The organism is Kitasatospora sp. NPDC059747 (genome assembly GCF_042732955.1).
Classification (GTDB): Bacteria; Actinomycetota; Actinomycetes; order Streptomycetales; family Streptomycetaceae; genus Kitasatospora.
The window spans coordinates 62,882-86,217 of the sequence record NZ_JBHWGV010000029.1 but is presented as its reverse complement, the minus strand read 5'-3'; the positions used below and the strand labels follow the sequence as shown (position 1 = coordinate 86,217).

Genomic DNA, 23,336 nt, shown 5'->3' with positions numbered 1-23,336 from the left:
TCGCCGTGCGGTCCTTGGCCTTGCAGCGCGGGAACCGGGACAGAGTCCGCTGTGCGGCTTCGAGCTTCGCGGCGGCCTTCCGCCCGTGGCGCGGGTTGGGCACGAACCCGCCGCCCGAGTCGGCGAGGAAGTTGGCCATGCCCACGTCGATGCCGACCACGGAGCCGGTTGCGGGCAGCGGCTCCGGCTCGCCCTGTTCGGCGGTCAGCACGACGAACCACTTGCGGCCCTCGCGCTTGACGGACACGGTCTTGACCCTGCCGGCCACCGGGCGGTGCCGGTTAACCTTGACGTGCCCAACACCCTGAAACCGGACACGGGTCACCGGATCGTGCGGCGTGGAATCCCAGCGGCAGCCGTCACCATCCTTCGGGAAGTCCACCGTGCCGAACCAGTTCACCCCCCGAAAGCGCGGGTAGCCGGGCGTCTCGCCGGACTTGACCCGGCGGAAGAACCCGGCGAACGCCTTGTCCAGGCGACGGAGCGTCGCCTGCTGCGAGGAGAACGACCAGCGGCCCTGGCGCTCCGGGTCGAACGCCCGGATCTCCTTGAGCTGCGCCGACTGCATCCCGTACCTGATGCCGGTCTTCGAGACGTGCCGGTAGGCGTCGCGGCGTTCCTGCAACGCCCCGTTGTAGAGCGAGCAGTGATCCCGAAGCATCTCCGACAGTGCCTGCGCCTGGCCCACGGTGGGCCGCATGAGGAACTTGTACGCACGGATCATCCAGCCCACCCCCTTTCGGTCGATGTGGTCAAGCTAGTGCACCCCACCGACAACGCAGCGTTCTCCGCCGCTTCGCGGCTCCGGGCCAAGGATGCATTCCCTCCCCGGCTGAAGCCGGGGATACCCTTCAAGATCAGGGATGGGCGGCCTGTCCACCCTCTGGTACCTGCGGAAGACGGGCGGCAGCCCCCTGGTCGCCCACTGGGCGGGCATCGCCTCCCCGGTCCACGGGACCGCGGTGGCCGTCTACGGTACCGAGATGGCCGAAGGGTCCGCCTTCGTCCGGAAGCTGAACGAGGGCGAGGACGATCCGGCCGGGTCCGTGCCGGGCCCGACCCGGTACGCCACCTTCCGTTCGAACGTGGGCGAGGGCCGGACCAACGAACTGCCGGGCTACTACTGCGACGGGATCGTCGGCGGCGTGCCCAGCAGCAGCCCGGTGCGGGCGGGCACGACCTCGGCCGTCAACGGCGCGACCAACGTGGTGACGCCCTGTCTGGGGCACAACGAGATCCACCGGGACGCGTGGGTGGCCGACAAGGTCATGGACTTCCTCGCCTCCCCCTACGAGGGCGTGACCCCGCGCCGGGGGAACACGTACTGCGGCGACGCGTACGACTACGAGGGCCGGGACGGCCTGGTGGAATCGCGCGTCCAGAACTGCCTGGAGACGGACGGCAAGGGCAGGGTCCGCGCGCTCACCCGCGTCCGGAACTGCTCCTACAAGTGGGGCGGCGTCTGGTACACCTCCAAGAGCAGCTACACGTGCCTTCCCGAGCAGTCCCACACCGTCACGTACCAGGGCGCGGTGGTGTCGTCGGGAAGCGTCTCCGACACCACGGTGGAACGCGCCGGCGAGTTCCACGGCGACTGGGTGCGGCTGCCGGGGAGCGGGACGTACTCGCTGTCCGTGGAGTACCGGCAGAAGGGCCCGTACTGGGGTGCCGGACCGACGAGGAGCGGCCGGTTCTCGCTGGACATCCCGGCGTCGTAGCGGTGGTGGTTCGTCAGCGAGCGTAGTGGCAGCGGTTCTTAAAGACCTCTTAGGAAGACTCCGTATCACTGTGTCATGCACACAGGCACTCATGCGTCACCCCTCGCGCGCCCCGCCCGCCGCCACGTCCCGCGTTCCGTCCTCGTCCTGGCGGTGGCCACCGCGCTGCTCTCCGGAACCGCGGCGAGCGCCGTCACCGACGGCTCCGCCCAGCGGGTGCGGATCCACGGCGGGCGCGTCGACGTGCCCGTCCGCGGCGGCACGGCCACCATCGACACCGCCACCCTGCGGACCGAGGCCCGCACCGGCGACGGGCGGACGGTCCTGCTCTCCGCTGCCACCGCCTCCGGGCTGGGCCGGGCGAGCGCCCCGGCCAGGACGGCGGACGGCGCCGGCTGGTCGTACCCGGAGGCGGGCCTGCGGGCCGACGTGCGCGCCGACCACGGCCGGCTGCTGGTCACCCTCACCGCCACCGGCGCCGACACCTCGGTGCGCTGGCCGGTGACCGCCGCCGATCCGGCCGCCGGCGCGATCCAGTTCCCCCGCGGCGAGGGGCTGTCCGTGCCCGTCGACGACCCGTTCTGGAACTCCCCCGACGGCGCGCTCGTCGGCGAGGCGCAGGAGCTGGACTCCCAGCTGTCCATGCCCGTGTGGGGCTACACGCTGCGCACCGGCCGGGCCGGCGCCGGCTACATCGTCCCCACCGACATCGGCACCTCGCTGACGTTCGCCTCCCAGGACGGGCGGCTGCGGGCCACCGCCGAGCACGGGTTCGCCGCCGGGAACGGCACCGGCGCGTACACCGTGGTCCTCTCCCTCACCGACGGCTCCCCGGTGGCCCCGGCCGCGGACTACCGCGACTGGCTCGCCGAGCACGGGCAACTCGGCAGCCTGGCCGAGAAGATCCGGAAGAACCCGCAGACCGCGAAGCTGCTCGGCGCCTTCCACGCCTACGCCTGGGGCGGCGCCCGCCGGCCCGCCTACCTCGACAAGCTCAAGGCGCTCGGCGTCTCCCGGCTCTGGCTCGGCTACGACTCGGACGACGCCCCGATGACCGGCGCCGACGTCAGGGCCGCCGAGGCCGACGGCTACCTCGCCGGCCCGTACGACTCCTTCGCCGACGGCCAGCAGAAGACCGAGGACTCCTCCCCCAACACCGTGTGGCCGGACGACGTCTACCCCCGCTTCTGCGTCGTCAGGGCCGACGGGACGCCGCAGCCCGGCTTCCGCAACAAGGGCTGCTACCTGAGCTCCCAGGCCTTCGAGCAGGCCGAGCCGCAGCACCACTACCTCGCCGCCCGCACCCGCTCGCTGGTCGCCAACGGAGCCGGCAGCTACTTCCTGGACGTGGACGCGGCGGGCGAGCTCTTCCGGGACCACGACCCCGCCCACGCGATGACCATGGCCGAGGACCGCGCCAACCGCCTCGCCCGGATGCGGCGCCTGACGGACGGCTCCTACGACACGTCCGCGCGGCCGCTGGTGCTCGGCTCGGAATCGGCCGGCGCCTGGGCCAACCAGGTGCTGGCCTTCGACCACGGCGCGGCGACCCCGGTGGACGGACGGCTGTGGGCCATGGAGACCGGACACTTCGACAACCGGCCGCAGGACCCCAAGGACGACGCCGCCTGGGGCGGCTACATGCCCGAAGGGGCCGCCGCCACCTTCTTCAAGCCGGTGCGCACCACGGACTTCAAGCCCGAGCACCAGGCCCGGGTGGCCGCCGCCCTCAAGGCGATGTACGACCCGCGCTACCGGGTGCCGCTGTACGAGACGGCGCTGCACGGTTCGCTGGTCAACGCCGAACGGTGGGAGCTGCCCTTCGGGAAGCTGCCGGAGCAGAAGACCACGCGCGCGCTGCTGGCCATGCTCTCCAACACCCCGCTCAACTTCGTGCTCAGCGACAAGGACCCGCGCGACGCGCAGAACCTGCGCGAACTGGCCGCCCTGCAGCAGTACTTCGCCCCGCTGCACCAGGCGGCCGGCACCGAGCCGCTGACCTCCTTCCGCTGGCTGACCGAGGACCACCTGGTGCAGCGGACCGTCTTCGGCGACGGCACGCTGACCGTCACCGCCAACTTCGGCACCACCACGCACGACGGCCTGCCGGGCGGCTGCGTGGACGCCGCCCTGCGCGGGCGGCCGGGCAGCCGGCTGTGCCCGGCCGACGTCGTCTCCTGACGGCAGGACGGGGGGACGGCAGGACGGGGGGACGGCAGGACGGGGGGACGGCAGGCGCTCACGCGCCGCGGCGTTCCCCCGGGAGCGGGATGGCGGCCCGCACGGTGGTGCCGCACCCGGCGCCGTCGGAGGTGAGGGAGAACGTCCCGCCGTACGCCTCGCACCGCCAGCGCATCCCCTCCACCCCGTACCCCGGTCCGGGCGTCAGGGAGGTGTGCGCGAGGCCGCGCCCGTCGTCGGTGACGGACAGCACGACGTGATGGTGACGGTACGCCAGGGACACCCACACCCGTTCCGCGTCCGCGTGCTTGACCACGTTGCCGAGGGCCTCCTGCACGACGCGGTAGGCGGCCAGGCACGCCTCCTCGTCCGTCGCCGGCGCCGCCCCGAGCCGCTCGCCCTGGACGTCGACGTCCACGATCAGGCCGTTCTCGGCCGCCACCCGCGCGGCCAGCGAGCGGACCGTCTCGGCCAGGCCCAGTCCGCGCAGGGCCACCGGGTGGAGGGTGGCGACGATGCTGCGGAGCACGGCGGCCAGTTCGTCGAGCCGGCCCACGGCCGTCCGGGCGGAGCGCCGCAGCGCCTGCGGGTCCTCCTCGGCGAGGGCCGCGTCGAGCTGGCGGCGGGTGAGGGCCAGCAGTTGGAGCACCTCGTCATGGAGCTCCCCGGCGATGAGCCCCGCGTAGTGCTCCTGGCGGCCGATCAGGGCCCGGGCCCGGCCCTGGCCGAGCAGCGTCCTCGCCTCGGGCCAGGCCCGCACCGCGTACACCGCCGCCGCCGGCAGGAGGACCAGCGCCGGGTACGCCGCCTCGGCGTGGAACAGCCGGCCGGCGGCCAGGGCGGCGAACCCGCAGGCCACCATGGTCAGCAGCACGCGGACCCTCGGCAGCGCGCGGGCCATGACCGCCAGGGCGCCGGTGGCCGAGGCGACGGCGAGGGCGGCGACGGGCCGCACGGGCAGCGGTTCCTGCGTGAGGGCGTCCGCCGCATAGGCGACCGCACCGAGGAGTGCCAGCGCCAGGCACAGGTTGCGCACGGGGCCGAGGACGTGCGGCCGGTGGATCGCCGGGCGTCCGCGGGGGCCGCTACCCATGCGGACCCTGGGGCCCGGGAGACCCCGGCGGCCCGTCGAGCAGGCCGGTGCGCCGGGCGTGGGCGACGAGGTCGGCCCGGGTGACCAGGCCGAGCCGGTTGCGCAGCGCGGCCCGCAGGCTCTCCACGGTGCGCACGCTCAGCGTCAGGTGTGCGGCGACCTCGCGGTTGGTGTGGCCGTCGGCCAGCAGCGCCAGCACCTGCCCCTCGCGCGGGCTCAACGCCCGCGGGGACACCGGGGCATGTGCCGTGTCCGCCCCGAGCGGGGGCTGGACGTAGCTGCCGCCGGCGGCCACCGTGCGTGCGGCCAGGAGCAGTTCGGGGACGGACGTGCTCTTCGACAGGTAGCCCGACGCCCCCGCGGCCAGGGCCCCGCGCACGAGCGCCGCGTCCTCGTACATGCTGTGCACGAGGATCCCCGTCCTCGGGGCGGCCGCGCGCAGTTCGGGAATGGCCGACTGCACCGGGCCGGACGCCAGCACCATGTCCAGGACGAGGAGGTCGGGCCGGCGCGTCCGCACGAGGTCGATCGCCTCGGGTCCGGCCGCGGCCTCCCCGACCACGACGAATCCCTCGGGTTCCAGGAGCGCCCGGGTGCCGGCTCGCACGGTCAGGTGGTCGTCGACCAGGACGACGGTCACGGGGGCGGTCGCGGGAGTGTTCACGGGGGCGGTCGCGGGGACGATCGCGGGGACGGTCATCAACCGGCTTTTCGTGGACATCGCATGGGAATACCGGCTCCTTTGTGCGGGGACGGAACGCCTTCCACCCTCCGATACGCGGCAACCACTGTCAACCATTCCCGCGAACGGTTGCCGGAAGGTTGCGCCACGAACTCATGACGGGGCGGAACCTGCACACTGCGGGAAATCCGCAAGAACACTGCGGCATTTCCCGGATGTGCTCGCGGGCGGGGCGCTGGGATTCTCGCAGTGTCCGGCCCCCGCCCCGGATGTCACCGGCGGGACCACCAAGTACACCGGATCCGAACCGAATTGGAGAAGCACGTGGCCCTCGACCTTCCCCGTCTCCCCCGTCTCCCCCGCGCGGCGCTCGTGGTCACCGGGACGGCGGCGCTGCTGTCCCCGCTGGCCGTGGGCACGGCGGCGGCCGCGGAGAGCGCAGCCCCGTCCCTGAGCGTCATGGCGTTCAACGTGGAGCAGCTGCCCTCCATCACCGAGCTCGCCGGCACCCCGGGCAGCGACCGCCGCGCGGAGCGGCGCGAGGCCGCCGCCGCGGTCATCAAGCGGGAGAACGCCGACGTCGTCGTGCTGGACGAGGCGTTCAACAAGTACGCCCAGGCGATGCGCGCCATGGAGCTGAAGGAGGTCTACCCGTACCAGACGAGCCTGGTCGGCGAATACTGCAGCGGCTCCGGCCGGTGGACGAGTTACGAGGGGAATTGCAGCAACTCGCCGTTCGTCGTCAACGGAGGCGTGACGCTCCTCAGCAAGTACCCGATCCTGGAGTCCCACCAGCTCGTGTACCGGAACTCCGACTCCAAGACCTCCGACTACAAGTCCAACAAGGGCGCGGCGCTCGCGCGCCTGTCGGTGAACGGGCAGTCGGTGTGGGTCGCGGGGACCCACCTCCAGGCCGACGAGGAGGGGAGCAGCCCGGTCGGGAACACGCGCAAGGTCCGTCTCGAACAGCTCAAGGAACTGCGGGCCTGGGCCTCGGGGAAGGCCGGGGGCGCACCCGTCGTGGTCGCGGGCGACTTCAACGTCGAGTACTACACCACGGACCCGAAGAACGGTCACGCGCCCGGGGCGGGCGTCAGCGGTGAGGTCGCGAAGGCGAACGAGGCGCTCGGCGGGATCCTCGCGACGCCGGGCACCACCGGCTACACCTACGACATGGTCGACAACCCGCGCGCCGGGCTGCGCGACGACAAGGACAACAGCTACGCCAAGTACCGCAACCGGCTGGACTACATCGGCTACATCAAGGGGACGGGCGCCCAGCCCTCCTTCTCCGAGGAGCGGATCGTCGGCTACGACGGGCTCCGCAAGGGCGGCGACCCCCTGGCCGAGATCCCCTCCGACCACCAGCCGATCGTCTCCCGCGTGACCGTCGGCCGCTGAACGGCCACCGCCCCGATCGCCGACGGACGGCGGCCGTTCCCCCGGGCTTCGTTTCCCGATGTCCCGAAGCGCGGAGAACGGCCGCGTCACGTGCCGCCGGATCCTGCGGCAGGGTGGCCGAGGGTCGGTCAGCGCGTGGTCCACGGTTGCCAGGACGCGGCGTCGCCGCCCCGCTGCCAGATGGTCCCGTACTTCGACCGGCCGACCCCGCCCTCGGTGGCGATCCACGAGTAGTCGGAGTTCGAGTACGCGACCAAGACGGGTTCGGTTCGCATTGCCGTCTCCTTTCTCGATGTTTCTCGATGTGCGGAATCCCCCCGGGAAGAACGGATCTGATTCCCGATCGGAATCGATGCGATCCGCTGGGGCGACACGGCACATCCTTCGGAATCCGTTCCCCTGCCGCCAGAAGCAGACATGCCAACGCCCCGCAAGATCCTGCTGGGCGCCCGCCCGGCTCAGGTGTGCGGTCCGGAGGCGTCGAGGGTGGCGAGCAGGTCGCGGGCGCGGGCGGTTTCGGGGGCGTCGAGGTCCTCGAAGACGGCGAGTGCCCGCTGGAGGTGTGCGCGGGCGGTGCGGGAGCGGCCGGTGGCGTGCAGGCAGCGGGCGAGGCCGAAGAGGGCTCCGGCCTCGGCGTGGACGTCGCCCGCGGCGAGGGCGGTGTCGAGGGCCTCCTGGAGCACGCCGGCGGCCCGGTCGTACTGGTGGAGGGCCTCGTGCACCTCGGCGATGTTGTGCAGGGCCAGGCCCAGGCCGTTGGGGTCCTCGTCCTCGCGGTGCATGGCCAGTTTCCGCAGCAGGTAGGCGAGCGACTCCTCGGGCCGGCCGAGCTCCCACAGGCAGATCGCGATGCTGTTGAGGACCGCGGCCTCCCGTTTGCGGTCGCCGGCGCGGGTGGCGGCGTCGAGGCCCTGGAGGGCGTGGCCGAGGCCGGCCTCCAGGTCGCCCGCCTCGGCGGCGGCGCGGGCGAGGTTGCTCAGGGTGGCCGCTTCGCCGCTCACGTCGCCGAGGACGCGCCGCACCTGGAGGGCTCGGGTGAGGTGTGCGGTGGCGTGGTCGGGCCGGCCGAGGGCGGCCAGGCAGATGCCCAGGTTGTTGCGCACCCAGGCCTCGCCGGCCAGGTGGCCGGTGGCGAGGGCGGCCTCCAGCGCCAGTTCGTGGATGTGCTCGTGCTCCCGCCACTGGCAGCGCAGGTGCAGGTAGGTCGACAGCGCGGTCGCCAGGCGCCAGGCGAGGTCGCCGCCGCCCGGCACCCCGGCGACCGGCGGTGAGGCGGCCTTTTCGGCGAGTGCGGCGGCCTTCTCGGCGGCGGCCAGCAGGTTGGCGTGCTCGGCGTCGCACCAGGCCATGGCGTCGGCGCTGCCCTCGAAGGCCGGGGGCGAGGCGGCGGCGAGGGCGGGGTCCGGCGCCAGGGCGTAGCGGGAGGGCACGATCCGGTCGGCGGCGGTGTCGGCGCCGGCCAGGTACCACGCGAGGACGCGGCCGGTGGCGGTGTGTTCCTCGTCCCGGTCCGGGCGGGCGCGTCCGGCGGCGTAGGCGTGGAGGAGGTCGTGCAGGGCGTAGCGTCCGGGGGTCTTCTGCTGGAGCAGGTGTTCGTCCTGGAGCCGTTCCAGCAGCAGTTCGGTCCCGGGTTCGTCGAGGCCGGCCAGGGCCGCCGCGGCTCCGGGGGTGAAGTCCTGGCCGGGGTTGAGCGGCAGGAGGCGGAACAGGCGCTGCGCGGCCGGGGGCAGGCCCTCGTAGGAGAGGTCGAAGACGCCGCGCAGTGATTGTCGTGAGGTGGCGACGGAGTCGACGCCGTGGGTGTGCAGTTTGCTCAGCAGGTAGGCGAGGGTCCAGGTGGGGCGCGAGCGCAGGCGGGCGGCGGTGAGCGAGACCGCGAGGGGCAGGTGACCGCAGGCGGCGACGATCGCGGCGGCCGCTTCGGGTTCGGCCGCGGTGCGTTCGGGTCCGGCGATGCGGGCGAACAGGGCGAGGGCCTCGGCGGGGTCGAACACGTCGAGCCGGGTCGCGGTGGCGCCGTCGAGGCCGAGCAGGCTGCGGCGGCTGGTGACGACGACCAGGCTGGACGGGCAGGCCGGGATGAGCGGGCGGACCTGGTCCTCGTCGGCGGCGTTGTCCAGGACGATCAGCGCGGCCCGGCCGTCGAGGCGGTCGCGGAACATGGCCGCGCGGGCGTCGAGGCCGTCGGGGATGCGCTGGGCGGGCACCTCCAGGTGGCGCAGGAAGGCGTCCAGGACGGCCGCCGGATCGGCCGGGGGCAGTTCGGGGTCGAATCCGCGCAGGTTGACGTAGAGCTGCATGTCCCGGTAGCGGCCGGCGCGGACCAGTTCGTGGGCGGCGTGGACGGCCAGTTGGGTCTTGCCGACCCCAGCCATGCCCTCGATCGCCGAGATCACGACGGTCGTCGCGGCGTTGCCGCCGGGGCCGGCCGCCGCGAGCAGGGCGGCGAGTTCGCGTCCGCGCCCGGTGAACGTGGCGAGGTCGGCGGGCAGTTGGCGGAAGACCCCGGCGGTGCCGCCGGTCTTGGCCCCGGCGTGCACCCTGATGCAGGCCGCCCGCCAGCGTTCCGTGCCGGCGTCGTCGACGCCCAGGGCGCGGACGATGCCCACGAGCAGGTCGAGGTCGAGGCGGCGGCGCCCGGCTTTGAAGGCGTCGACGACCGTGGTCGCCGACACCGTCCGCGCGGGCCGCAGCAGCGGCCCCACCCGGCCGGCCAGCACCCGGTAGGACGGCTGTCCGGCCCAGGCCCGCAACTCGCCGAGCAGGCCGATGAGTTCGGCGAGGTCCTCCGCCCGGCCCGGATCCGGCGCCCCTGCCCCTGCCCCTGCCCCTGCCCCTTCCCCTTCCCCTTCCCCGCGAGTTTCCACCAGCGCTGCACCCCCCGGTGACGTCCCCTGTCGCTGTCCGGACAAGCGTACGGCGCACGCCCCGTGGAGGACTCGGTGATCACGCAACTCGCGGACGGGCGGCGGATCCTGTGCGGCCGATGACGCGAAGACGGGCGGCAGGATTTTGCGGAGCATCGGCTTCCACGCGGCTGGTGATGCCGGACACGGCAGCAGGAAGATGACTCACGGCCAGGAAGGACGACGAAAAGGAGAACCCTGGCCGGCCGGGCCCCGCCGGCTGCGGTGAAGGTCATTCAGAACCCCTTGCGCCAACCTCTGACGAGCGATCTCGAAAGGACGAGAAATGAACGACAGGAGCAGCCGCATTCGAAACGTCCGCCGCGCCACGGCGGCGGCCGCGCTGGCCGCCGTGCTGTCCGGGGCGACTCTCTCCCTGGCCCCCGCCGCCACCGCCACCGCCGCCACCGCGAGGACCTCGACCGCGGCAGGGGTGCGGGTTCAGGCGGCCTCGGAGTCGAGCGCCCTGTCCGCGACGGTGCAGGTGACGAACGTCAGCGGAAGGACCATGTACGTCATCGCCGGCCCGAACGCGGACTGGCTCGCGGCGGACTTCGTGGCGGACCTCGCCCTCATGGCCAACGGGATCGGGGAGATCAAAGGCGCCGTGACGGCCGGCCGGCTGCCGGAGACCATCCGGACGGTCAAGGACCTGCGGGCGTTCATAGGGGTGTCCGGCGAACTGCTCATGGGCACCGTGGCCACGGGCTCCAGGAGCGCCGAGGCGGTCGCGGCCGCGGGCGAGCTCCTCGGCAAGGCCAGGAAGCACGCCATCACGATCGAGCCGGGGAAGAGCGCGAACGTCTTCGACAGGTCGCTCCTGGACATCATCCTTTCCCCCAGCGGCATCGCGTCCATCTTCGGCGCGTCCGATGTCTCGCTCAGCGCGTTCGACGACGACGGCAACATCCTGAACGGGAACGTGAGTTCCAACAGCAATGTGTACCTCGATGCCCAGGGGTTTTCCCCGGACACCAGGACAGACGTCGAGAATCCCTATGTTCCCGGGGACAGCTTCTTCCTGTGAGCCTCGCGCTCAGGGGTGCCCCGGTGCCCGTCGGCTGGTTGTCCGACGGCGTGCCCGGCCGCGCGCAGGGCGGCCGTCGCGGCGGCGAGGCGGGCGACGGGGACCAGGACGAGGTCGGCGTGGAAGGTGGAGGCGGTGAAGACCGGGATCCCGGCCGCCGCCAGCGGGGTCAGCAGCGCCGCCAGCATCCCGGGCACGTCGAGCCCGTGGGCCGTCTGCCCGCCGTAGAACGCGGCCCAGCGCTCCGCGCCCTCGCCCGCGTCCCCAGCGTCGGCCCCGGCGTCGGCGGGCCGGACGACGGTCAGGCCCTCGGGGGCGCGGACCAGGGCGAGCCAGTCGCCGCCGGGCACCGGGGCGCCGGGGCCGTGCTGCTCGACGACGAACTCACCCGGAAGGACGGCGAGTTGCTGCGGTACGGCTGCATTCACCCGGCCAGCGTAGGCCCAGCCGCAGCCATGATCAACCGCAGGCGGTCGCAGCGCGGCGTACGGCCGGTCGGCGCAGCGCGGAGCCGCCGGCCGGGGGCCGGGCCGGGTGGCGTGCCTATCGTGGCGTGGTGACCGATCATCGGGCCGTCCGGCCTGCTGCCGCCCGGGCGGGCTACCTGCCGGCCGCCTTCGCGTTCGCCGTGGCCATGGCCGGGACCACCCTGCCCACGCCCCTGTACGGGCTGTACCGGGAGCGGATCGGCTTCTCGGAGCTGACGGTGACGGTCGTGTTCGCCGTCTACGCCTTCGGTGTCATCGGCGTCCTGCTGCTGGTCGGCAACGTCTCGGACACCGTCGGGCGCCGGCCCGTCCTGCTGTGCGGGCTGGGCTTCGCGGCCTGCAGCGCCGTCGTGTTCCTGGCCGCGGACAGCGTGGCGCTGCTCTGCCTCGGGCGGCTGCTGTCGGGGCTGTCGGCGGGCCTGTTCACCGGCACGGCCACCGCGTACGTGCTGGAGCTCGCCCCGGCGCGGCACCGGGGACGCGCGGGCTTCGCCGCCACCGCCGCCAACATGGGCGGGCTCGGCTGCGGCCCCCTGCTGTCGGGACTGCTGTCGCAGTACGCGCCCCGGCCCCTGGTGCTGCCGTTCGTGGTGCACCTGGTGCTGCTCGCCGCCTCGTTCGCCCTCGTGCTGACGCTGCCGGAGACCGTCGCCGGCACCCGGCCGCTGCGCACCGCCCGGCCCCAGCGGGCCGAGCTGACGCCGGAGGTCCGGCGGGTGTTCGTCCCGGCCGGGCTCGCCGCGTTCGCCGGGTTCTCCCTGCTGGGGGTGTTCACGTCGGTCAGCCCCGCCTTCCTCGCCGAGGCGCTGGACGTCCACAACCGGGCCGTCGTCGGGCTCGTCGTCTTCGCGGCCTTCCTCGCCTCCACGCTCGGCCAGCTCCTCGTCCCCCGCCTGGGCACCGCGCGGGCCATCCCGCTGGGTTGCCTGGTGCTGATCGCCGGGCTGGCGCTGCTGGCGGGTTCGCTCGCGTGGGCCGTCCTGGCCCTGCTAGTGCTCGCCGCGCTGGTGGGCGGCGCCGGCCAGGGCATGGGGCTGCGCGGCGCGGTGGGCGAGGTCGCCACCGCGAGCCCCGCCGAGCACCGCGGCGGCGCGCTCTCGGCGCTGTTCGTCGTCGCCTACTTCGGCATCTCGGTCCCCGTCATCGGCGTCGGCCCGCTCACCGGGCCGCTCGGCCTGGCCCACGCCGGCCTGGTCTTCGCCGCCTGCATGGCCCTGCTGGCCGCCGCCTCCGGCGCCTACCTGCTGCGCCGGGCGGACGCCGGGGCCTGAGCACCCGTCACCGGCCCAGGTGGACGGCCAGCGACTCGATCGTGCGCCGGCGCATGGTCATCATCGCCACCGACGAACCGTCCGCGAAGTGGAGCCGGAAGCGCGCCATCGCCTGCGTCCTCGGCCGGCGCTCGGCCCGTGCCACCCGGGCCCGGGGCGCGGCCCAGAGCAGGCGGCCGGGCTTGCGGAGGTCCGGGCCCGCCTCGACGAAGGCGACCCGGCGGTCGGTGACCGTCAGCAGCCCGGCCTTCCCCAGGGCCGTCCCGGCGGGGAAGGCCGCCGCCGTGCTGCCCCCTCCCCCGGCCACCGCGCCGATGCGCGCGAGCGCCGACCCGAACGGCACCGGGTCGGCCCCCAGCGCCCCGACCCCGGCCACCGGGACCACCTTCGCCACGTCCAGCAAGGCCTCGCCCGGCCCCAGCAGCGGCTCCACGGCCTGGCGGTAACGGTTGATCGTCTTCTCGGTCACCCCGGCAGGGTAGTGGCGACGGGTCAGGACCCGGTCGCGAGGGTGTGCCCGAGCAGGGACATCGCGTCGGGCAGCACCCGCCGCCAGAAGCCGTCCGTGTGCAGGCCGTCGGGGAAGTGCGCCTCGCGGGCGCGGGCCTGACGGGCGACCTCGCGGGCGGCGGGGCAGAACGGGTCCTCCTGGCCGCACCACACGCCGAGGGCACCGGTCTGCATCCCGTCGAGGCGCAGCGCCGGCTCGTGGGCCTGCCAGTCCGTCTCGTCGGCGTAGCCGCCGGTGGTGCGGGCGTCCGCCCAGGTGCGGAAGACGGCCGGGCTGAGCAGCGCGACGGCGTCGAGGTTGCGGCCGGCGTGGGTGCGGCCGATCGCGTACTGCAGGGCGCCGGAGCCGCCCATCGAGATGCCCATCGCGGCGCGTGGCGTGGGCAGTTGGCGGGCGTGCAGCCAGCCCGGGAGTTCCTCGCGAAGCATCGTCTGCGGGTCGTCGCCGTCGCCGGGGGCGTGCTGGTGCCAGTACGTGGCGTCCCCGCCGTCCACCGCGACGACGGCGAAGGGCGGCACGCCGGCCTTGACCGCGGCCGCCAGGAACTGCGGCAGGCCCAGGGTCACCATGCCCTGGGCGTCGTTCCCGCGCCCGTGCAGCAGCACGCACACCGGCAGGTCGGTGCTCGCCGTGGCGCCGGGCGGGAGCATGGTCACCATCGTGACGTTCCGGCCGCGCGCCGCCGAGCGGACCTGCTCGACGTGCACCGCGCCCGGCGCCGCGTCGGGCACGGTGCCGTCCATGCCGGTCATGCCCAGCGCCTTCTTCAGCACCACCCCGCCGGGCAGCCACCCGGCGAGCATCCCGCCCGCGGCACCGGCCCCCAGCAGGGCCCCGCCGCCCGCGACGCCGGCCCCGATCCGCAGCAGGCGCCGCCGGGACACCGTGGGGCCGGCGGGCTGCGCCGGGGGCTGCTCGGGCTGCCCGGGCCGCTCGGTGGCGCTGTCGGTATGCGTGGTCATGTCTGCTGGCCTTTCGCCGTGCGGTCGTTCGGGTGCGGCCACGGTCGGCGCGCGGCGGTCCGCAGCAGCGACATGAACACGTTTCCCCCGGTCAGGCCGGTGCGGGCGACCGGCCACCGTAGGTGACGAGGGATCGGACCGCGCGGTTCCGCCCTTCGGTTACGCGGTCGGCGGCGACCTTGTCCCTCAGGAATTCAACATTCCACGGAAAGGCAGGTCTGGGGAATTTTCCCCGTATGCGCGACTATCGACCTGAATAGCTTTTCCGGGACCGGCACAAGAGCGATCCAGCGCAGCATCCCCCCAGGTCAAGGTCATTATGATGCTATGTCACTTACCTGTCATTCAGTCCGGAAAAGTGTCTCTTGCGGCACGTCTGTCCGTCAATTACAGCTGGTCGGACGCATTTTGACGGAAGGCTTGCCCACCGTTGCCCCCGCTGTTTCAATGCTGGATGTCGATGCGGGCGTTCCCGTCGCGCTCGACGGCCGACAGCGTAATTTTCCCGGCGCCATCCATCGCACAAGGGGGAACCACATGCGCACAGTTCGAGCTGCCCTGCTGGCCGGAGCGATGCTCGCGGCAACGGTTGCGGTCGCGGCCCCGGCCCAGGCGTCCTCCCGCTGCAGCCCGATGAACGGCTACGGCGAGCAGATCTGCGTCGACGGCGTGTCCTACAACCGTGCGGAGGACGTCTCCACGGTCTTCTTCACGCTCCGCGGGCCCTGGACCGACTACCGGGTCTACATGAACGGCACGTCCGACCTCTACTACCCCGGCTCGCACGCGTTCGGCATCAACGGCCACCTGAACACCAGCGTATGTGTGTCCGAGTCGACGTACGGGTGGGAGTGTGTCTGAGCCGACCGGCGGGTTCTCCGGAATCCGCCACTGAGGGAGGGGCCGGGGCGACGTCCCGGCCCTTCTCACTGCCCTGGGTGCTCCGGGTATTCCGGGTGCCGCACGAATCGCAGGTCCTCCGGGCGCACGTGCTCGCGCGGTCCGGCCGCGCGCAGCACCACGTCCAGCACACGTGCCGGGTCGGCGGCGTACGCGTGCGAGAACCACGCCATGTTCGCCTCCACCACGGCCCAGCGGTGGCCCGGGCGGTAGGGGTCGAGCAGTTGTCCGACGTCCAGGACGACGGCGCTCGGCAGGGTGGGGCCGGCCACGGCGACCAGTCGGGCGACGAACTCGGCGATCTCCGTGGCGGCGGGGTCGCCGTCGAGCGGTCGCGGGTCGAGGCGGCCGAACACCGCGTACCGGCTCGCCGTCGCGATCCGCCCGTCCAGCAGGAACAGCCGGTACTCGGCCGCGAACGTCACCACCTCGGAGAGCAGCACCGGTGTCGCGGGGTCCAGGCCGGCGGGCAGGCGGGAGCCGTCGGCGTAGACGTCCGCCGGGAAGGACTTGTCCCGCGGCGGCTTGACGAACGTCGGCCGGTCCAGCGCCCACGCGTCCGCGAGGGTCGCCGCCCTGACGTCCCGGCGGGTGAACTCCTCCGGCAGCTCGGCGAGCCAGTCGTCGGCCGGTTCGAGCAGCGCGAACCCGAGCCGCTCCGCCAGCCGCGCACCCGCGAGCGGCCCGCCGTACCAGTGCACCGGTCCCGCCACCGGTCCCGTGTCCGGGCCCGCCTCCTCCGCCGCCAGGACCCGCATCCCCCGGCCGGCCGCCTCGGCGGCCAGCAGCTCCATCGTCGACGTCCGCCGCCCCGGCATGACCAGCACCGCGCCCCTCCTCCGCTTCGCAAAGCCGTCAGGCTAGTGCCGCCGCCCCCGCGGCCGCAGCCGGGTTTCAGGCGGGGTGACCGGCGCTGCTCCGGGGGCGGACGGTGGGACGATCGCGTCACAGCAGGAGCGCCCCCACGACGGCCGCCGCCGCGACGGCGAGGAGGCCCACCACGTTGACCGGGATGTCCGTGCGCAAGGAGCGCTGTTCGGCCGCGCGGTTCAGGGTGAAGACGGCCGGGTCGTCCGGTGTGTAGTGGACGGTGACCTCCCGTCCGTACGCGCCGGCCGGGTCCGGCAGCCCCGAGGTGCAGTGGGCGGTGACGGCCGTGCCCTCGCGGGTGGTGAACGCCACGACCGGCGTGACGGTCGTGAGGGTGCCGCCCTCCGAGTCGGTGCCGACGTCCTTGAGCACCGCGACGATCCGGCCCCCGGCGGCGGCCATCGAGGCCAGCGTCTCGCGGCGGCGGCGCACGTCGCGCACGTTCCCGGGCAGGTGCCAGGCGCCGACGGCGGCCCACGGCCCGCAGAAGCCGGCCAGCGCCCAGGGCCAGCCCCGGTCGACCGCCGTGACGACGACCGCCCCGGCGTAGATCAGGAACACCGCGGTGTTCGGCAGGCCCAGTCCGCGGCCGCCCTCCTGGGGGCGATTGGTGAACCGGTAGGCGTGCGGCCTGCCGCGCGGGTAGTGGACCCCGATCTCGCGGCCCGTCCACGCGGCGGTGATCGCCTCGCCGCGCTCGCCGTCGTTCGTCACGGTGACCTCCCGGGCGGTGTCCGGGTCGCGGTACGAGACGACCACCGGGATGCCGCCGCGCCCGGGGCCCCCGTGCCGGCCCTGCCGCACCACCTCGATCCGGCCCCGGGCCCGGACCGTCCGCCGGGCCCGGCTCACCCCGGCCAGCGACCGCCCGTAGCCGGTCAGCGCCACCGCGCCCAACACCGCGCACCACAGCGCCAGATACCCGTACAACCCCATGCGCCCTCCTCCTGCCGCCCCGGGGACTGCCCCCCTCTACCAGCGTGCCGGGCATCGTCGTACCGGCGATTGTGCCGGTCCGGAGCGGCGGACGACAGGCCTCCGTCCCGCCCGGGAGGGGCGGGACGAAGGCCCGGTGTCACTTCAGGGTCGGCAGCGAGGAGTAGCAGCCGTAGGCGTCCTTGGTGGCCGTGATCATGACGTCGCCGGTCCGCGGGCCGACGACGCCGTCCTGGTCCAGGCTCGCCCACTTCTGGATGGCCCTGACCGCCCCGTCGGTGTCGGGGCCGAACGAGCCGTCCACGTCGATCGTGTGGTAACCGGTCTGGTAGTGCAGGGAGTTGGAGATCTGCTGGACGCACTTGACGCTGGCGTACGTGTTGCTCTTGCCGTAACCGACCCACAGCGAGCCGGAGTTGGGCACGGCCTGGGCGGTGCCGCCCATGACGCCGGCGGTGACGAGGGCGGTGGTCGCGAACAGGAACGCGCCGCGCCGCCTGATGGAGGTGTTGCTCAAGGAAACCCCAAGAATTGGAATACGAATGATCATCAGACCCCGGACTATACGCGCCCCCTACCGCCGGGTCAGGCCTGGTCGGGGGGCCAGGGGCCGTGGGCGGCGACCTGGGCGCGCAGGCCGCGCAGGGCCTTGGCGGCGGCGATGCCGACCGCGCCCACGACCCGTCCGTCGCGGACGCAGGCGGCGGCGAAGCGGTGCTCGGCCACGGTGCCGTCGACGAGTTCGAAGCGGTCGGCGGCGCCGGGGCGGCCGAAGGCCTGGATCCGCAGGCCGTACTGGTCGGTCCACAGGTACGGGACCGGGGTGTAGGCCTGGCGGGTGCCGTCCGGGCCGGCCAGGAGGTTGCGGGCGGCGTGCAGGGCCTGTTCGGTGGCGTTGGTGCGCTGCTCCAGGCGCCGGTGGCGGCCGGTGTGCGGGTCGGGCCAGGCGGCGGCGTCGCCGGCGGCCCACACGCCGTCGCCCGCGGCGCAGTAGGCGTCGCAGAGCACACCGTCGGCCAGGGCGAGGCCGCTGCCGGCCAGCCAGCCGGTGGCGGGTTCGGAGCCGACGGCCATCAGGACGGTGTCGGCCGCGAGGTCGGTGCCGTCGGCGAGGCGGACGCCGGTGGCGCGCCCGCCGCGCTCAAGGACCCGGGTGGCGGTGCCGACGTGGATCCGCACGCCGTGTTCGCGGTGCAGTCCGGCCAGCAGGGCGGCGGTCTCGGTGCCGAGGACGCCGGCCAGCGGGGTCGGGGTGGAGACCAGCCAGGTGACCTCGGCCCCGAGGGCGACGGCGGTGGCCGCCGCCTCGGCGCCGAGCAGTCCGCCGCCGACCACCAGCAGCCGGCCGCCGGTGCGCAGGTCCTCGCGCAGGGCGAGGGCGTCGGCAAGGGTGCGCAGCACGTGGGCGCCGGCCAGCGGGGTCTCGGCGCCGGGCAGGCGGCGCGGGCGGACCCCGGTGGCGATGACGACGGCGTCGCAGGGCACCTCGTGGCCGTCGGCGAGGCGGACGGTGCGGGCCCGGCGGTCCAGGGCGGCGGCGGCCACGCCCAGGCGCAGGTCGAGCCGGAGCTCGGCCAGGGCGTGGGGCTCGCGCAGGGTGAGGCGTTCGGGCTGCCACTGGCCGGAGAGCAGGTGCTTGGACAGCGGCGGCCGGTCGTACGGCGGCGCGTCCTCGGCGCCGACGAGGGTGAGGCGGCCGTCGTAGCCGGCCCGGCGCAGCGCTTCGGCGGTGTGCAGTCCGGCGGCGCCGGCTCCGACGACGGCGATCCGCCGCAGTGCGGTCACGCGAGTTCCAGGCGGATCGCGGCGGCGGGGCAGACGTCGGCGGCGTCCTTGACGGCCTGGTGGAGGTCCGCGGGCGGGCGGGCGTCGAGCAGGACGACGATGCCGTCCTCGTCGCGCTGGTCGAAGACGTCGGGGGCGGCGAGGACGCAGCTTCCGGCGCCGCAGCACTTGTCCTGGTCGATGGTGACGAGCACGGGTTTTCCCTTCGAGGTGGGTGAACTGGTATGGGGGCTGGGGGTTTTACCAGGTGACGGGCAGTGCGTGGAGGCCGTAGACGAGCATCTCGCCGCGGAAGGGGACGTCCTCGAAGGGGACGGCCAGGCGCAGTCCGGGCAGGCGGCGCAGGACGGTGTCGAGGGCGATCTGGAGTTCCAGGCGGGCGAGGGGCTGGCCGAGGCACTGGTGGGTGCCGAAGCCGAAGGCGAGGTGGCGGCGGGCGTCGCGGGTGAGGTCGAGCTCGTCGCCGCCGGGGAACTGCGCGGCGTCCCGGTTGGCGGTGCTGACCATGCAGATGACGCCTTCGCCGGCCCGGATCGTCACGCCGCCGACCTCGACGTCCTCGGTGGCGACGCGGGTCAGGCCGGAGTGGACGATGGTGAGGTAGCGCAGCAGTTCCTCGACCGCGCCGGGGACGGACTCGGGGTGGGCGCGCAGGTGGTCGAGCTGGGCGGGGTTGCGCAGCAGGGCGAGGACGGACAGGGCGGTCATGTTCGCGGTGGTCTCGTGCCCGGCGATCAGGAGGAGGCGGCCCATCGCGCCGATCTCCTCGGTGGTGAGCTCGCCGCGCTCGGCCAGGCGGCTGAGGATGCCGTCGTCGGGTGCGGTGCGCTTGGTCTCGGTGAGGGCGACGAGGTAGTCGGCCAGGCGCTTCTGGGCGGCGTCGACGTCCTCGGGCGGGGAGTCGCGGCGCAGCAGGACGCGGCTGCACTCCTGGAAGAAGGCGTGGTCCTCGTAGGGGACGCCGAGGAGCAGGCAGATGACGAGGGAGGGCAGGGGCAGGGCGAAGTCGCTGACGAGGTCGGCCTCGGTGCGGCCGGCGGTCATGTCGTCGAGGAGGCGGTCGGCGATGCGCTGGATCTCGGGGCGCAGCGCCTCGACCTTCTTGATCATGAATTCGCCGGTGAGCATCCGGCGCTGGCGGGCGTGTTCGGGGTCGTCCATCCGGATGAAGGTGACCTGGCCGGCGCCCAGCTGCCGGGCGCCGGCGCTGATGAAGGGGAAGCCGGGGCGGGTGGCGTCGGAGCTGAAGCGGGGGTCGGCGAGGACGGCCTTGATGTCGTCGTAGCGGGTGAGGAACCAGCTGGGGGTGCCGTCCCACAGGGAGACGCGGCTGACCGGCTCCTCCTGCTGGGCCTGCTGGTAGGCGGGGGGCGGGGCGAAGGGGCAGGCGCCGCGGGCGGCGGGGTGGGTGAAGCGGGGGGTGGGTGCGGCCGTGGCCATGGGGGGCTCCCTTCCCGGAGCTTGGTGTGCCGGCGGCTGGAGGGGGCGTGGTGGGGTGGTGCAGCGGGGTGGTGAAGCGGCCCCCGGGTTCATTGCGTGCCTTAAGCAACTAACTCATCGTCACGCTAACTCGCGGTCCGTGGCGGCGAAAGGCCCCGCCGGGTGGCGAACGAATCTGTCCGAAATCCGGTCAGAGGCCCGCACCGGCACCGCACGACCGCCGCACCACCGCCGCGGCCCGCACCGGATCGCTAAGGTTCCTGCATGTCGGACGCCGAAGACCCCGTAGACGAACGGACCACCACCTCGGACCTGGAGGCCGTACTGGCCAGTCTGGCCTACCTCCTGACGCGTTCACAGCAGCACGAACGCCAGATGGCCCGGGCCGGCATCACCGCCGCCCGCTCGGACATCTACCTGCTGCGCGCGCTCGCCGAAGCCGAGGGCGCCAGCCGGGTCACCGACCTCGCCCACCGCCTCATGGTCAAGTCCTCCCACGTCACCCGGCAGATCGACCGCCTCCAGGGCCAGCGGCTGGTGGCCCGCACCCAGGACGCGACGGACCGCCGGGCCCGCCAGGTCGAACTCACCGCCGAGGGACACGCCGTGCTCGACCGGCTGAAACAGGCCAACATCACCGGACTGGCCGACGCAATGGACGGCATCCCTGAGCAGGACGTCGCCGCCACCGTCAGCGTGCTGCGCCACCTGATCGACCGGTACGTGCAGCGGGCGCGCGCCACCATGCTCACCGAGGACGGCCCGCCCGCCCTTCCCGGGCAGGAGCGCTGAGTCACCGGGGCAGGGGTCCCCGAGGTCAGGACAGGGCTGTCAGGAGGCGCTGTTCCTTCGCCGGTTCGATGCCCAGCGGGAATCGGCCGCGCTTGCGGCCGTCGGGTTCGGTGTCGTCGGCCGGGCCGCGCCCGCGCAGCCACTGCCAGGTGTCGCGGGCGGTCTCGGCGAAGGGGCGGCAGCGCAGGCCGGCCGCCCGGGCGCGGGCGGTGTCGACCTGCCAGGTGCCGGCCGCCTCGGGGACGTCGGGCATCCACAGCGGCAGTTCGCTCCACGGCTGGACGGCGTCCGGGCCCTCGGCGACCAGCGGCGCGTCCGGGACCCAGACGAGCTCGGCGCGCCCCTCCCCCGCCACCTGCGCGCAGGTGTCCAGGAACTGCCCGTAGGTGAGCAGGCCGGGCGGCGCGGTGGTGAGGAAGCGGCCGGCCGTGCCCGCCGTCAGCAGGTCCAGGCCGAACAGCGCGAAGTCCCGGACGTCGATCAGCTGGACGGGCCGGCCGGGCTCGCCGGGCGCCAGCACCCGGCCGCCGCGGGCCATCCGTTCCAGCCACCACGGCAGACGGCCGCCCCGCTCGTACGGGCCGATCAGCAGCCCGCTGTTGAGGACCAGGGAGCACCCGGCGCCGAAGTGCTCCTGCACCGCCCGCTCGCAGCCGGCCTTGAGCGCGGCGCTGAACTCCTGCCCGGGCGGGGTGTCGGCGGGGCACGGGTGCAGCGGCGAGGACTCGTCGACCACACGGGCCGGCCAGTCCTCGAAGGCGTGGACGGAGGAGATCAGCGTGTAGTGCCCGGCGCGCTCGCGCAGCAGCCGGGCGGAGGCCGCCGCCTGGGCGGGCTGCTGGGCCGAGGTGTCGACGACGGCATCCCAGCGCCGCCGCTCCGCCAGGCGCGCGAGGTCCGCGTCCGAGTCGCGGTCGCCGCGCACCGCCTCCACACCGGGCAGGTCGGCGGCCGAGCGGCCGCGGTTGAACGTGGTCACCTCGTGACCACGGGCAAGGGCTTCGGCGGCGAACGCCCGCCCCAGGAACGACGAACCGCCGAGCACCAGGATCTTCATACCGCCAAGGCTGCCCCGGGCCCGGCCCCGCGCACACCGTTTTTCGCGCTGGGCAGAGGACGGCCCGTCTCGGTCATGCACCCGGTTACCCCGGATCGTTCCGGATTACGTGGCGGTCACTGCCCCACTAGCTTGTCGACGCCGTCCGCCCGAGCGGTCGGCCCGGAGTCCAGGGAGCAGCGATGTCGATGACCGTCACCGTCGGCCGGCCGAGCGCCGCCGTGCTCGGCCACACGGAGCTCAGGGGGCAGCAACTCGACCGGCGGGAGCGCGAGGTGCTACACGCGGTCGGCTGTGGGCTGCGGGACGACGAGATCGCCGCGGCGCTGGCCGTTCCCGAGGAGATCGTGGCCGGGCACCTCGCGCGGATCCTGGCCAAGCTCGGGCTGCGGGACCGGGCCTCCGCCATCGTCCACGCCTTCGACTGCGGGCTCGTCTCCCCCGGCCGCGGCCCCCGCACGCGGGAGGCGGGCCCGGTGCTGCGCAGTGGCGGCGCCGTGCGGGCGGGCGGGGCGCGGGTGCGGATCTCCGTGCTCGGGCCGCTGCGGGCCTGGCAGGACGGGCGCCCGCTGAACCTGGGGCACCTGCGCCAGCAGGCCGTGCTCGCGGCGCTGGCGCTGCGCGGCGGACGGACGGTCAGCCGCCAGGAGCTCCTGGACGGTGTCTGGGGCCAGGAGCCGCCGGTGACCAACGTGGTGCCGGTCTACGTCTACCGGCTGCGCAAGGCGCTGCGCCTGGGGGACGGCCCGGAGCAGGTGATCGAGCACGACCGCTGCGGCTACCGGCTCGTCCCCGGCGCGGCCGACGTGGACCTGGCGCGCATGGAGGACCTGGTCGCCGAGGCGAGGAGCGCCCACCGGGCGGGTGACACGGCCGAGGCGGTGCGCCTGTGCGCGCGGGCGCTGGACCTCTTCCGCGGCGAGCTCCTGGCCGGGCTGCCCGGTCCGCTCGCCGAGCTGGAACGGGTGCGGCTCACCGAGCGCCGGATCGCCGTCGCGCAGCGCAAGTCGGAGTGGCAGCTGCGGCTGGGCCGGCCCGCCGAGGCGGTGGCCGAGCTGTTCGCGCTGTCCGCGGAGCACCCGCTGAACGAGCCGGTGGCCGCGATGCTGATGCGCGCGCTGTACCGCGGCGGTCGGCAGGCCGACGCGCTGGCCGTGTTCGCCCGCGCCTGCCGGCACCTGGCCGACGACCTGGGCGTCGCGCCGAGCCGGATGCTGCGGCGCCCCCCCCCCATGATGCAGCACGGGGGCGAGGCCGGGGGCCGGGGGGGCCCCCCCCCTGGGGGGGGGCGGGGCGCGACGCCTGGCAGCGGCTCG

At 74.1% G+C, this 23,336-nt stretch carries 23 protein-coding genes; 8 read left to right on the top strand and 15 right to left on the bottom strand.

Going from position 1 to position 23,336, the window contains the following annotated elements; genetic code table 11:
- Positions 1–724 (bottom strand): RNA-guided endonuclease InsQ/TnpB family protein (locus tag ACFV4G_RS15650; protein ID WP_380440462.1); only part of this gene is annotated, 724 nt, incomplete at its 3' end.
- A 139-nt stretch (positions 725–863) separates the two neighbouring features.
- Here ACFV4G_RS15650 and ACFV4G_RS15645 point away from each other — a divergent pair.
- Complete coding sequence (locus ACFV4G_RS15645) at positions 864–1,718, top strand: hypothetical protein (RefSeq protein ID WP_380440460.1); 855 nt, start codon at positions 864–866, stop codon at positions 1,716–1,718.
- Between the two features lie 75 nt (positions 1,719–1,793).
- Positions 1,794–3,899 carry a glycoside hydrolase gene (locus tag ACFV4G_RS15640; protein WP_380440458.1) on the top strand — a complete coding sequence of 702 codons (2,106 nt, stop codon included), beginning with the start codon at positions 1,794–1,796 and terminating at the stop codon, positions 3,897–3,899.
- Positions 3,900–3,957: 58 nt separating this feature from the next.
- Here ACFV4G_RS15640 and ACFV4G_RS15635 read toward each other — a convergent pair whose 3' ends face one another.
- Positions 3,958–4,992 carry a sensor histidine kinase gene (locus tag ACFV4G_RS15635; RefSeq protein ID WP_380440456.1) on the bottom strand — a complete coding sequence of 345 codons (1,035 nt, stop codon included), beginning with the start codon at positions 4,990–4,992 and terminating at the stop codon, positions 3,958–3,960.
- Positions 4,985–5,713, bottom strand: a complete 729-nt coding sequence (locus tag ACFV4G_RS15630) for a response regulator (protein ID WP_380440454.1) — start codon at positions 5,711–5,713, stop codon at positions 4,985–4,987. The genes ACFV4G_RS15635 and ACFV4G_RS15630 overlap by 8 nt, the downstream gene beginning before the upstream one ends.
- Before the next feature lie 285 nt (positions 5,714–5,998).
- On the opposite strand from ACFV4G_RS15630, the gene ACFV4G_RS15625 reads away from it, so the two are divergent.
- The gene (locus tag ACFV4G_RS15625) at positions 5,999–7,075 is read left to right on the top strand and encodes a sphingomyelin phosphodiesterase (RefSeq protein ID WP_380440452.1); all 1,077 of its coding nucleotides are present in this window, start codon (positions 5,999–6,001) and stop codon (positions 7,073–7,075) included.
- Positions 7,076–7,203: 128 nt separating this feature from the next.
- Here ACFV4G_RS15625 and ACFV4G_RS15620 read toward each other — a convergent pair whose 3' ends face one another.
- Both ACFV4G_RS15620 and ACFV4G_RS15615 read right to left on the bottom strand, forming a co-directional pair.
- On the bottom strand, positions 7,204–7,350 hold the full coding sequence (locus ACFV4G_RS15620; RefSeq protein ID WP_380440450.1) for a hypothetical protein: 147 nt from the start codon (positions 7,348–7,350) through the stop codon (positions 7,204–7,206).
- 183 nt (positions 7,351–7,533) lie between these two features.
- The gene (locus ACFV4G_RS15615) at positions 7,534–9,942 is read right to left on the bottom strand and encodes an ATP-binding protein (protein ID WP_380440448.1); all 2,409 of its coding nucleotides are present in this window, start codon (positions 9,940–9,942) and stop codon (positions 7,534–7,536) included.
- 325 nt (positions 9,943–10,267) lie between these two features.
- On the opposite strand from ACFV4G_RS15615, the gene ACFV4G_RS15610 reads away from it, so the two are divergent.
- The gene (locus tag ACFV4G_RS15610; RefSeq protein WP_380440447.1) at positions 10,268–11,008 is read left to right on the top strand and encodes a hypothetical protein; all 741 of its coding nucleotides are present in this window, start codon (positions 10,268–10,270) and stop codon (positions 11,006–11,008) included.
- Here the strand turns inward: ACFV4G_RS15610 and ACFV4G_RS15605 are convergent.
- Positions 10,978–11,436 (bottom strand): ACT domain-containing protein, encoded by a 459-nt coding sequence (locus ACFV4G_RS15605; protein ID WP_380440445.1) that lies wholly within the window; start codon positions 11,434–11,436, stop codon positions 10,978–10,980. The two genes, ACFV4G_RS15610 and ACFV4G_RS15605, sit on opposite strands and share 31 nt — an antisense overlap.
- Before the next feature lie 125 nt (positions 11,437–11,561).
- Here ACFV4G_RS15605 and ACFV4G_RS15600 point away from each other — a divergent pair, with 125 nt between their 5' ends.
- Positions 11,562–12,767, top strand: coding sequence for an MFS transporter (locus ACFV4G_RS15600; RefSeq protein ID WP_380440443.1), 1,206 nt, complete (start codon positions 11,562–11,564; stop codon positions 12,765–12,767).
- Positions 12,768–12,774: 7 nt separating this feature from the next.
- Here ACFV4G_RS15600 and ACFV4G_RS15595 read toward each other — a convergent pair whose 3' ends face one another.
- Both ACFV4G_RS15595 and ACFV4G_RS15590 read right to left on the bottom strand, forming a co-directional pair.
- On the bottom strand, positions 12,775–13,236 hold the full coding sequence (locus tag ACFV4G_RS15595; RefSeq protein WP_380440441.1) for a hypothetical protein: 462 nt from the start codon (positions 13,234–13,236) through the stop codon (positions 12,775–12,777).
- 23 nt (positions 13,237–13,259) lie between these two features.
- Positions 13,260–14,240, bottom strand: coding sequence for an alpha/beta hydrolase (locus ACFV4G_RS15590; protein WP_380440439.1), 981 nt, complete (start codon positions 14,238–14,240; stop codon positions 13,260–13,262).
- A 537-nt stretch (positions 14,241–14,777) separates the two neighbouring features.
- Here ACFV4G_RS15590 and ACFV4G_RS15585 point away from each other — a divergent pair.
- The gene (locus tag ACFV4G_RS15585; protein ID WP_380440437.1) at positions 14,778–15,101 is read left to right on the top strand and encodes a hypothetical protein; all 324 of its coding nucleotides are present in this window, start codon (positions 14,778–14,780) and stop codon (positions 15,099–15,101) included.
- 65 nt (positions 15,102–15,166) lie between these two features.
- On the opposite strand, the gene ACFV4G_RS15580 is transcribed toward ACFV4G_RS15585, so the two are convergent.
- The 6 genes from ACFV4G_RS15580 to ACFV4G_RS15555 all read right to left on the bottom strand — a co-directional run bounded on the left by ACFV4G_RS15580 (position 15,167) and on the right by ACFV4G_RS15555 (position 20,171).
- Positions 15,167–15,934, bottom strand: a complete 768-nt coding sequence (locus tag ACFV4G_RS15580; RefSeq protein WP_380440468.1) for an ATP-grasp domain-containing protein — start codon at positions 15,932–15,934, stop codon at positions 15,167–15,169.
- A gap of 151 nt (positions 15,935–16,085) precedes the next feature.
- A complete protein-coding gene (locus tag ACFV4G_RS15575; RefSeq protein WP_380440435.1) occupies positions 16,086–16,946 on the bottom strand; it encodes a DUF3592 domain-containing protein in 861 nt (286 codons plus the stop codon).
- 139 nt (positions 16,947–17,085) lie between these two features.
- Positions 17,086–17,463, bottom strand: coding sequence for a peptidoglycan-binding protein (locus tag ACFV4G_RS15570; protein WP_380440433.1), 378 nt, complete (start codon positions 17,461–17,463; stop codon positions 17,086–17,088).
- A 68-nt stretch (positions 17,464–17,531) separates the two neighbouring features.
- A complete protein-coding gene (locus ACFV4G_RS15565; RefSeq protein ID WP_380440431.1) occupies positions 17,532–18,731 on the bottom strand; it encodes an NAD(P)/FAD-dependent oxidoreductase in 1,200 nt (399 codons plus the stop codon).
- On the bottom strand, positions 18,728–18,925 hold the full coding sequence (locus ACFV4G_RS15560; RefSeq protein WP_380440429.1) for a ferredoxin: 198 nt from the start codon (positions 18,923–18,925) through the stop codon (positions 18,728–18,730). The genes ACFV4G_RS15565 and ACFV4G_RS15560 overlap by 4 nt, the downstream gene beginning before the upstream one ends.
- 46 nt (positions 18,926–18,971) lie before the next feature.
- Complete coding sequence (locus tag ACFV4G_RS15555) at positions 18,972–20,171, bottom strand: cytochrome P450 (RefSeq protein ID WP_380440427.1); 1,200 nt, start codon at positions 20,169–20,171, stop codon at positions 18,972–18,974.
- A gap of 264 nt (positions 20,172–20,435) precedes the next feature.
- Between ACFV4G_RS15555 and ACFV4G_RS15550 the strand changes: the two genes are divergently transcribed.
- A complete protein-coding gene (locus ACFV4G_RS15550) occupies positions 20,436–20,963 on the top strand; it encodes a MarR family winged helix-turn-helix transcriptional regulator (RefSeq protein ID WP_380440425.1) in 528 nt (175 codons plus the stop codon).
- A gap of 25 nt (positions 20,964–20,988) precedes the next feature.
- On the opposite strand, the gene ACFV4G_RS15545 is transcribed toward ACFV4G_RS15550, so the two are convergent.
- Positions 20,989–22,020 carry an NAD-dependent epimerase/dehydratase family protein gene (locus ACFV4G_RS15545; RefSeq protein WP_380440423.1) on the bottom strand — a complete coding sequence of 344 codons (1,032 nt, stop codon included), beginning with the start codon at positions 22,018–22,020 and terminating at the stop codon, positions 20,989–20,991.
- A gap of 182 nt (positions 22,021–22,202) precedes the next feature.
- On the opposite strand from ACFV4G_RS15545, the gene ACFV4G_RS15540 reads away from it, so the two are divergent.
- Positions 22,203–23,336, top strand: a 1,134-nt coding sequence (locus ACFV4G_RS15540) for a BTAD domain-containing putative transcriptional regulator (RefSeq protein ID WP_380440421.1), incomplete at its 3' end; no start/stop codon positions are given.

What these genes read in the sequence shown, in the direction of transcription:
- ACFV4G_RS15645 (WP_380440460.1), top strand. Translation starts at nt 864, where the DNA reads ATGGGCGGCCTGTCCACCCTCTGGTACCTGCGGAAGACGGGCGGCAGC.
- ACFV4G_RS15640 (WP_380440458.1), top strand. Translation starts at nt 1,794, where the DNA reads ATGCACACAGGCACTCATGCGTCACCCCTCGCGCGCCCCGCCCGCCGC.
- ACFV4G_RS15635 (WP_380440456.1), bottom strand. Translation starts at nt 4,992, where the DNA reads ATGGGTAGCGGCCCCCGCGGACGCCCGGCGATCCACCGGCCGCACGTC.
- ACFV4G_RS15630 (WP_380440454.1), bottom strand. Translation starts at nt 5,713, where the DNA reads ATGTCCACGAAAAGCCGGTTGATGACCGTCCCCGCGATCGTCCCCGCG.
- ACFV4G_RS15620 (WP_380440450.1), bottom strand. Translation starts at nt 7,350, where the DNA reads ATGCGAACCGAACCCGTCTTGGTCGCGTACTCGAACTCCGACTACTCG.
- ACFV4G_RS15610 (WP_380440447.1), top strand. Translation starts at nt 10,268, where the DNA reads ATGAACGACAGGAGCAGCCGCATTCGAAACGTCCGCCGCGCCACGGCG.
- ACFV4G_RS15590 (WP_380440439.1), bottom strand. Translation starts at nt 14,240, where the DNA reads ATGACCACGCATACCGACAGCGCCACCGAGCGGCCCGGGCAGCCCGAG.
- ACFV4G_RS15585 (WP_380440437.1), top strand. Translation starts at nt 14,778, where the DNA reads ATGCGCACAGTTCGAGCTGCCCTGCTGGCCGGAGCGATGCTCGCGGCA.
- ACFV4G_RS15580 (WP_380440468.1), bottom strand. Translation starts at nt 15,934, where the DNA reads ATGGAGCTGCTGGCCGCCGAGGCGGCCGGCCGGGGGATGCGGGTCCTG.
- ACFV4G_RS15575 (WP_380440435.1), bottom strand. Translation starts at nt 16,946, where the DNA reads ATGGGGTTGTACGGGTATCTGGCGCTGTGGTGCGCGGTGTTGGGCGCG.
- ACFV4G_RS15555 (WP_380440427.1), bottom strand. Translation starts at nt 20,171, where the DNA reads ATGGCCACGGCCGCACCCACCCCCCGCTTCACCCACCCCGCCGCCCGC.
- ACFV4G_RS15550 (WP_380440425.1), top strand. Translation starts at nt 20,436, where the DNA reads ATGTCGGACGCCGAAGACCCCGTAGACGAACGGACCACCACCTCGGAC.
- ACFV4G_RS15545 (WP_380440423.1), bottom strand. Translation starts at nt 22,020, where the DNA reads ATGAAGATCCTGGTGCTCGGCGGTTCGTCGTTCCTGGGGCGGGCGTTC.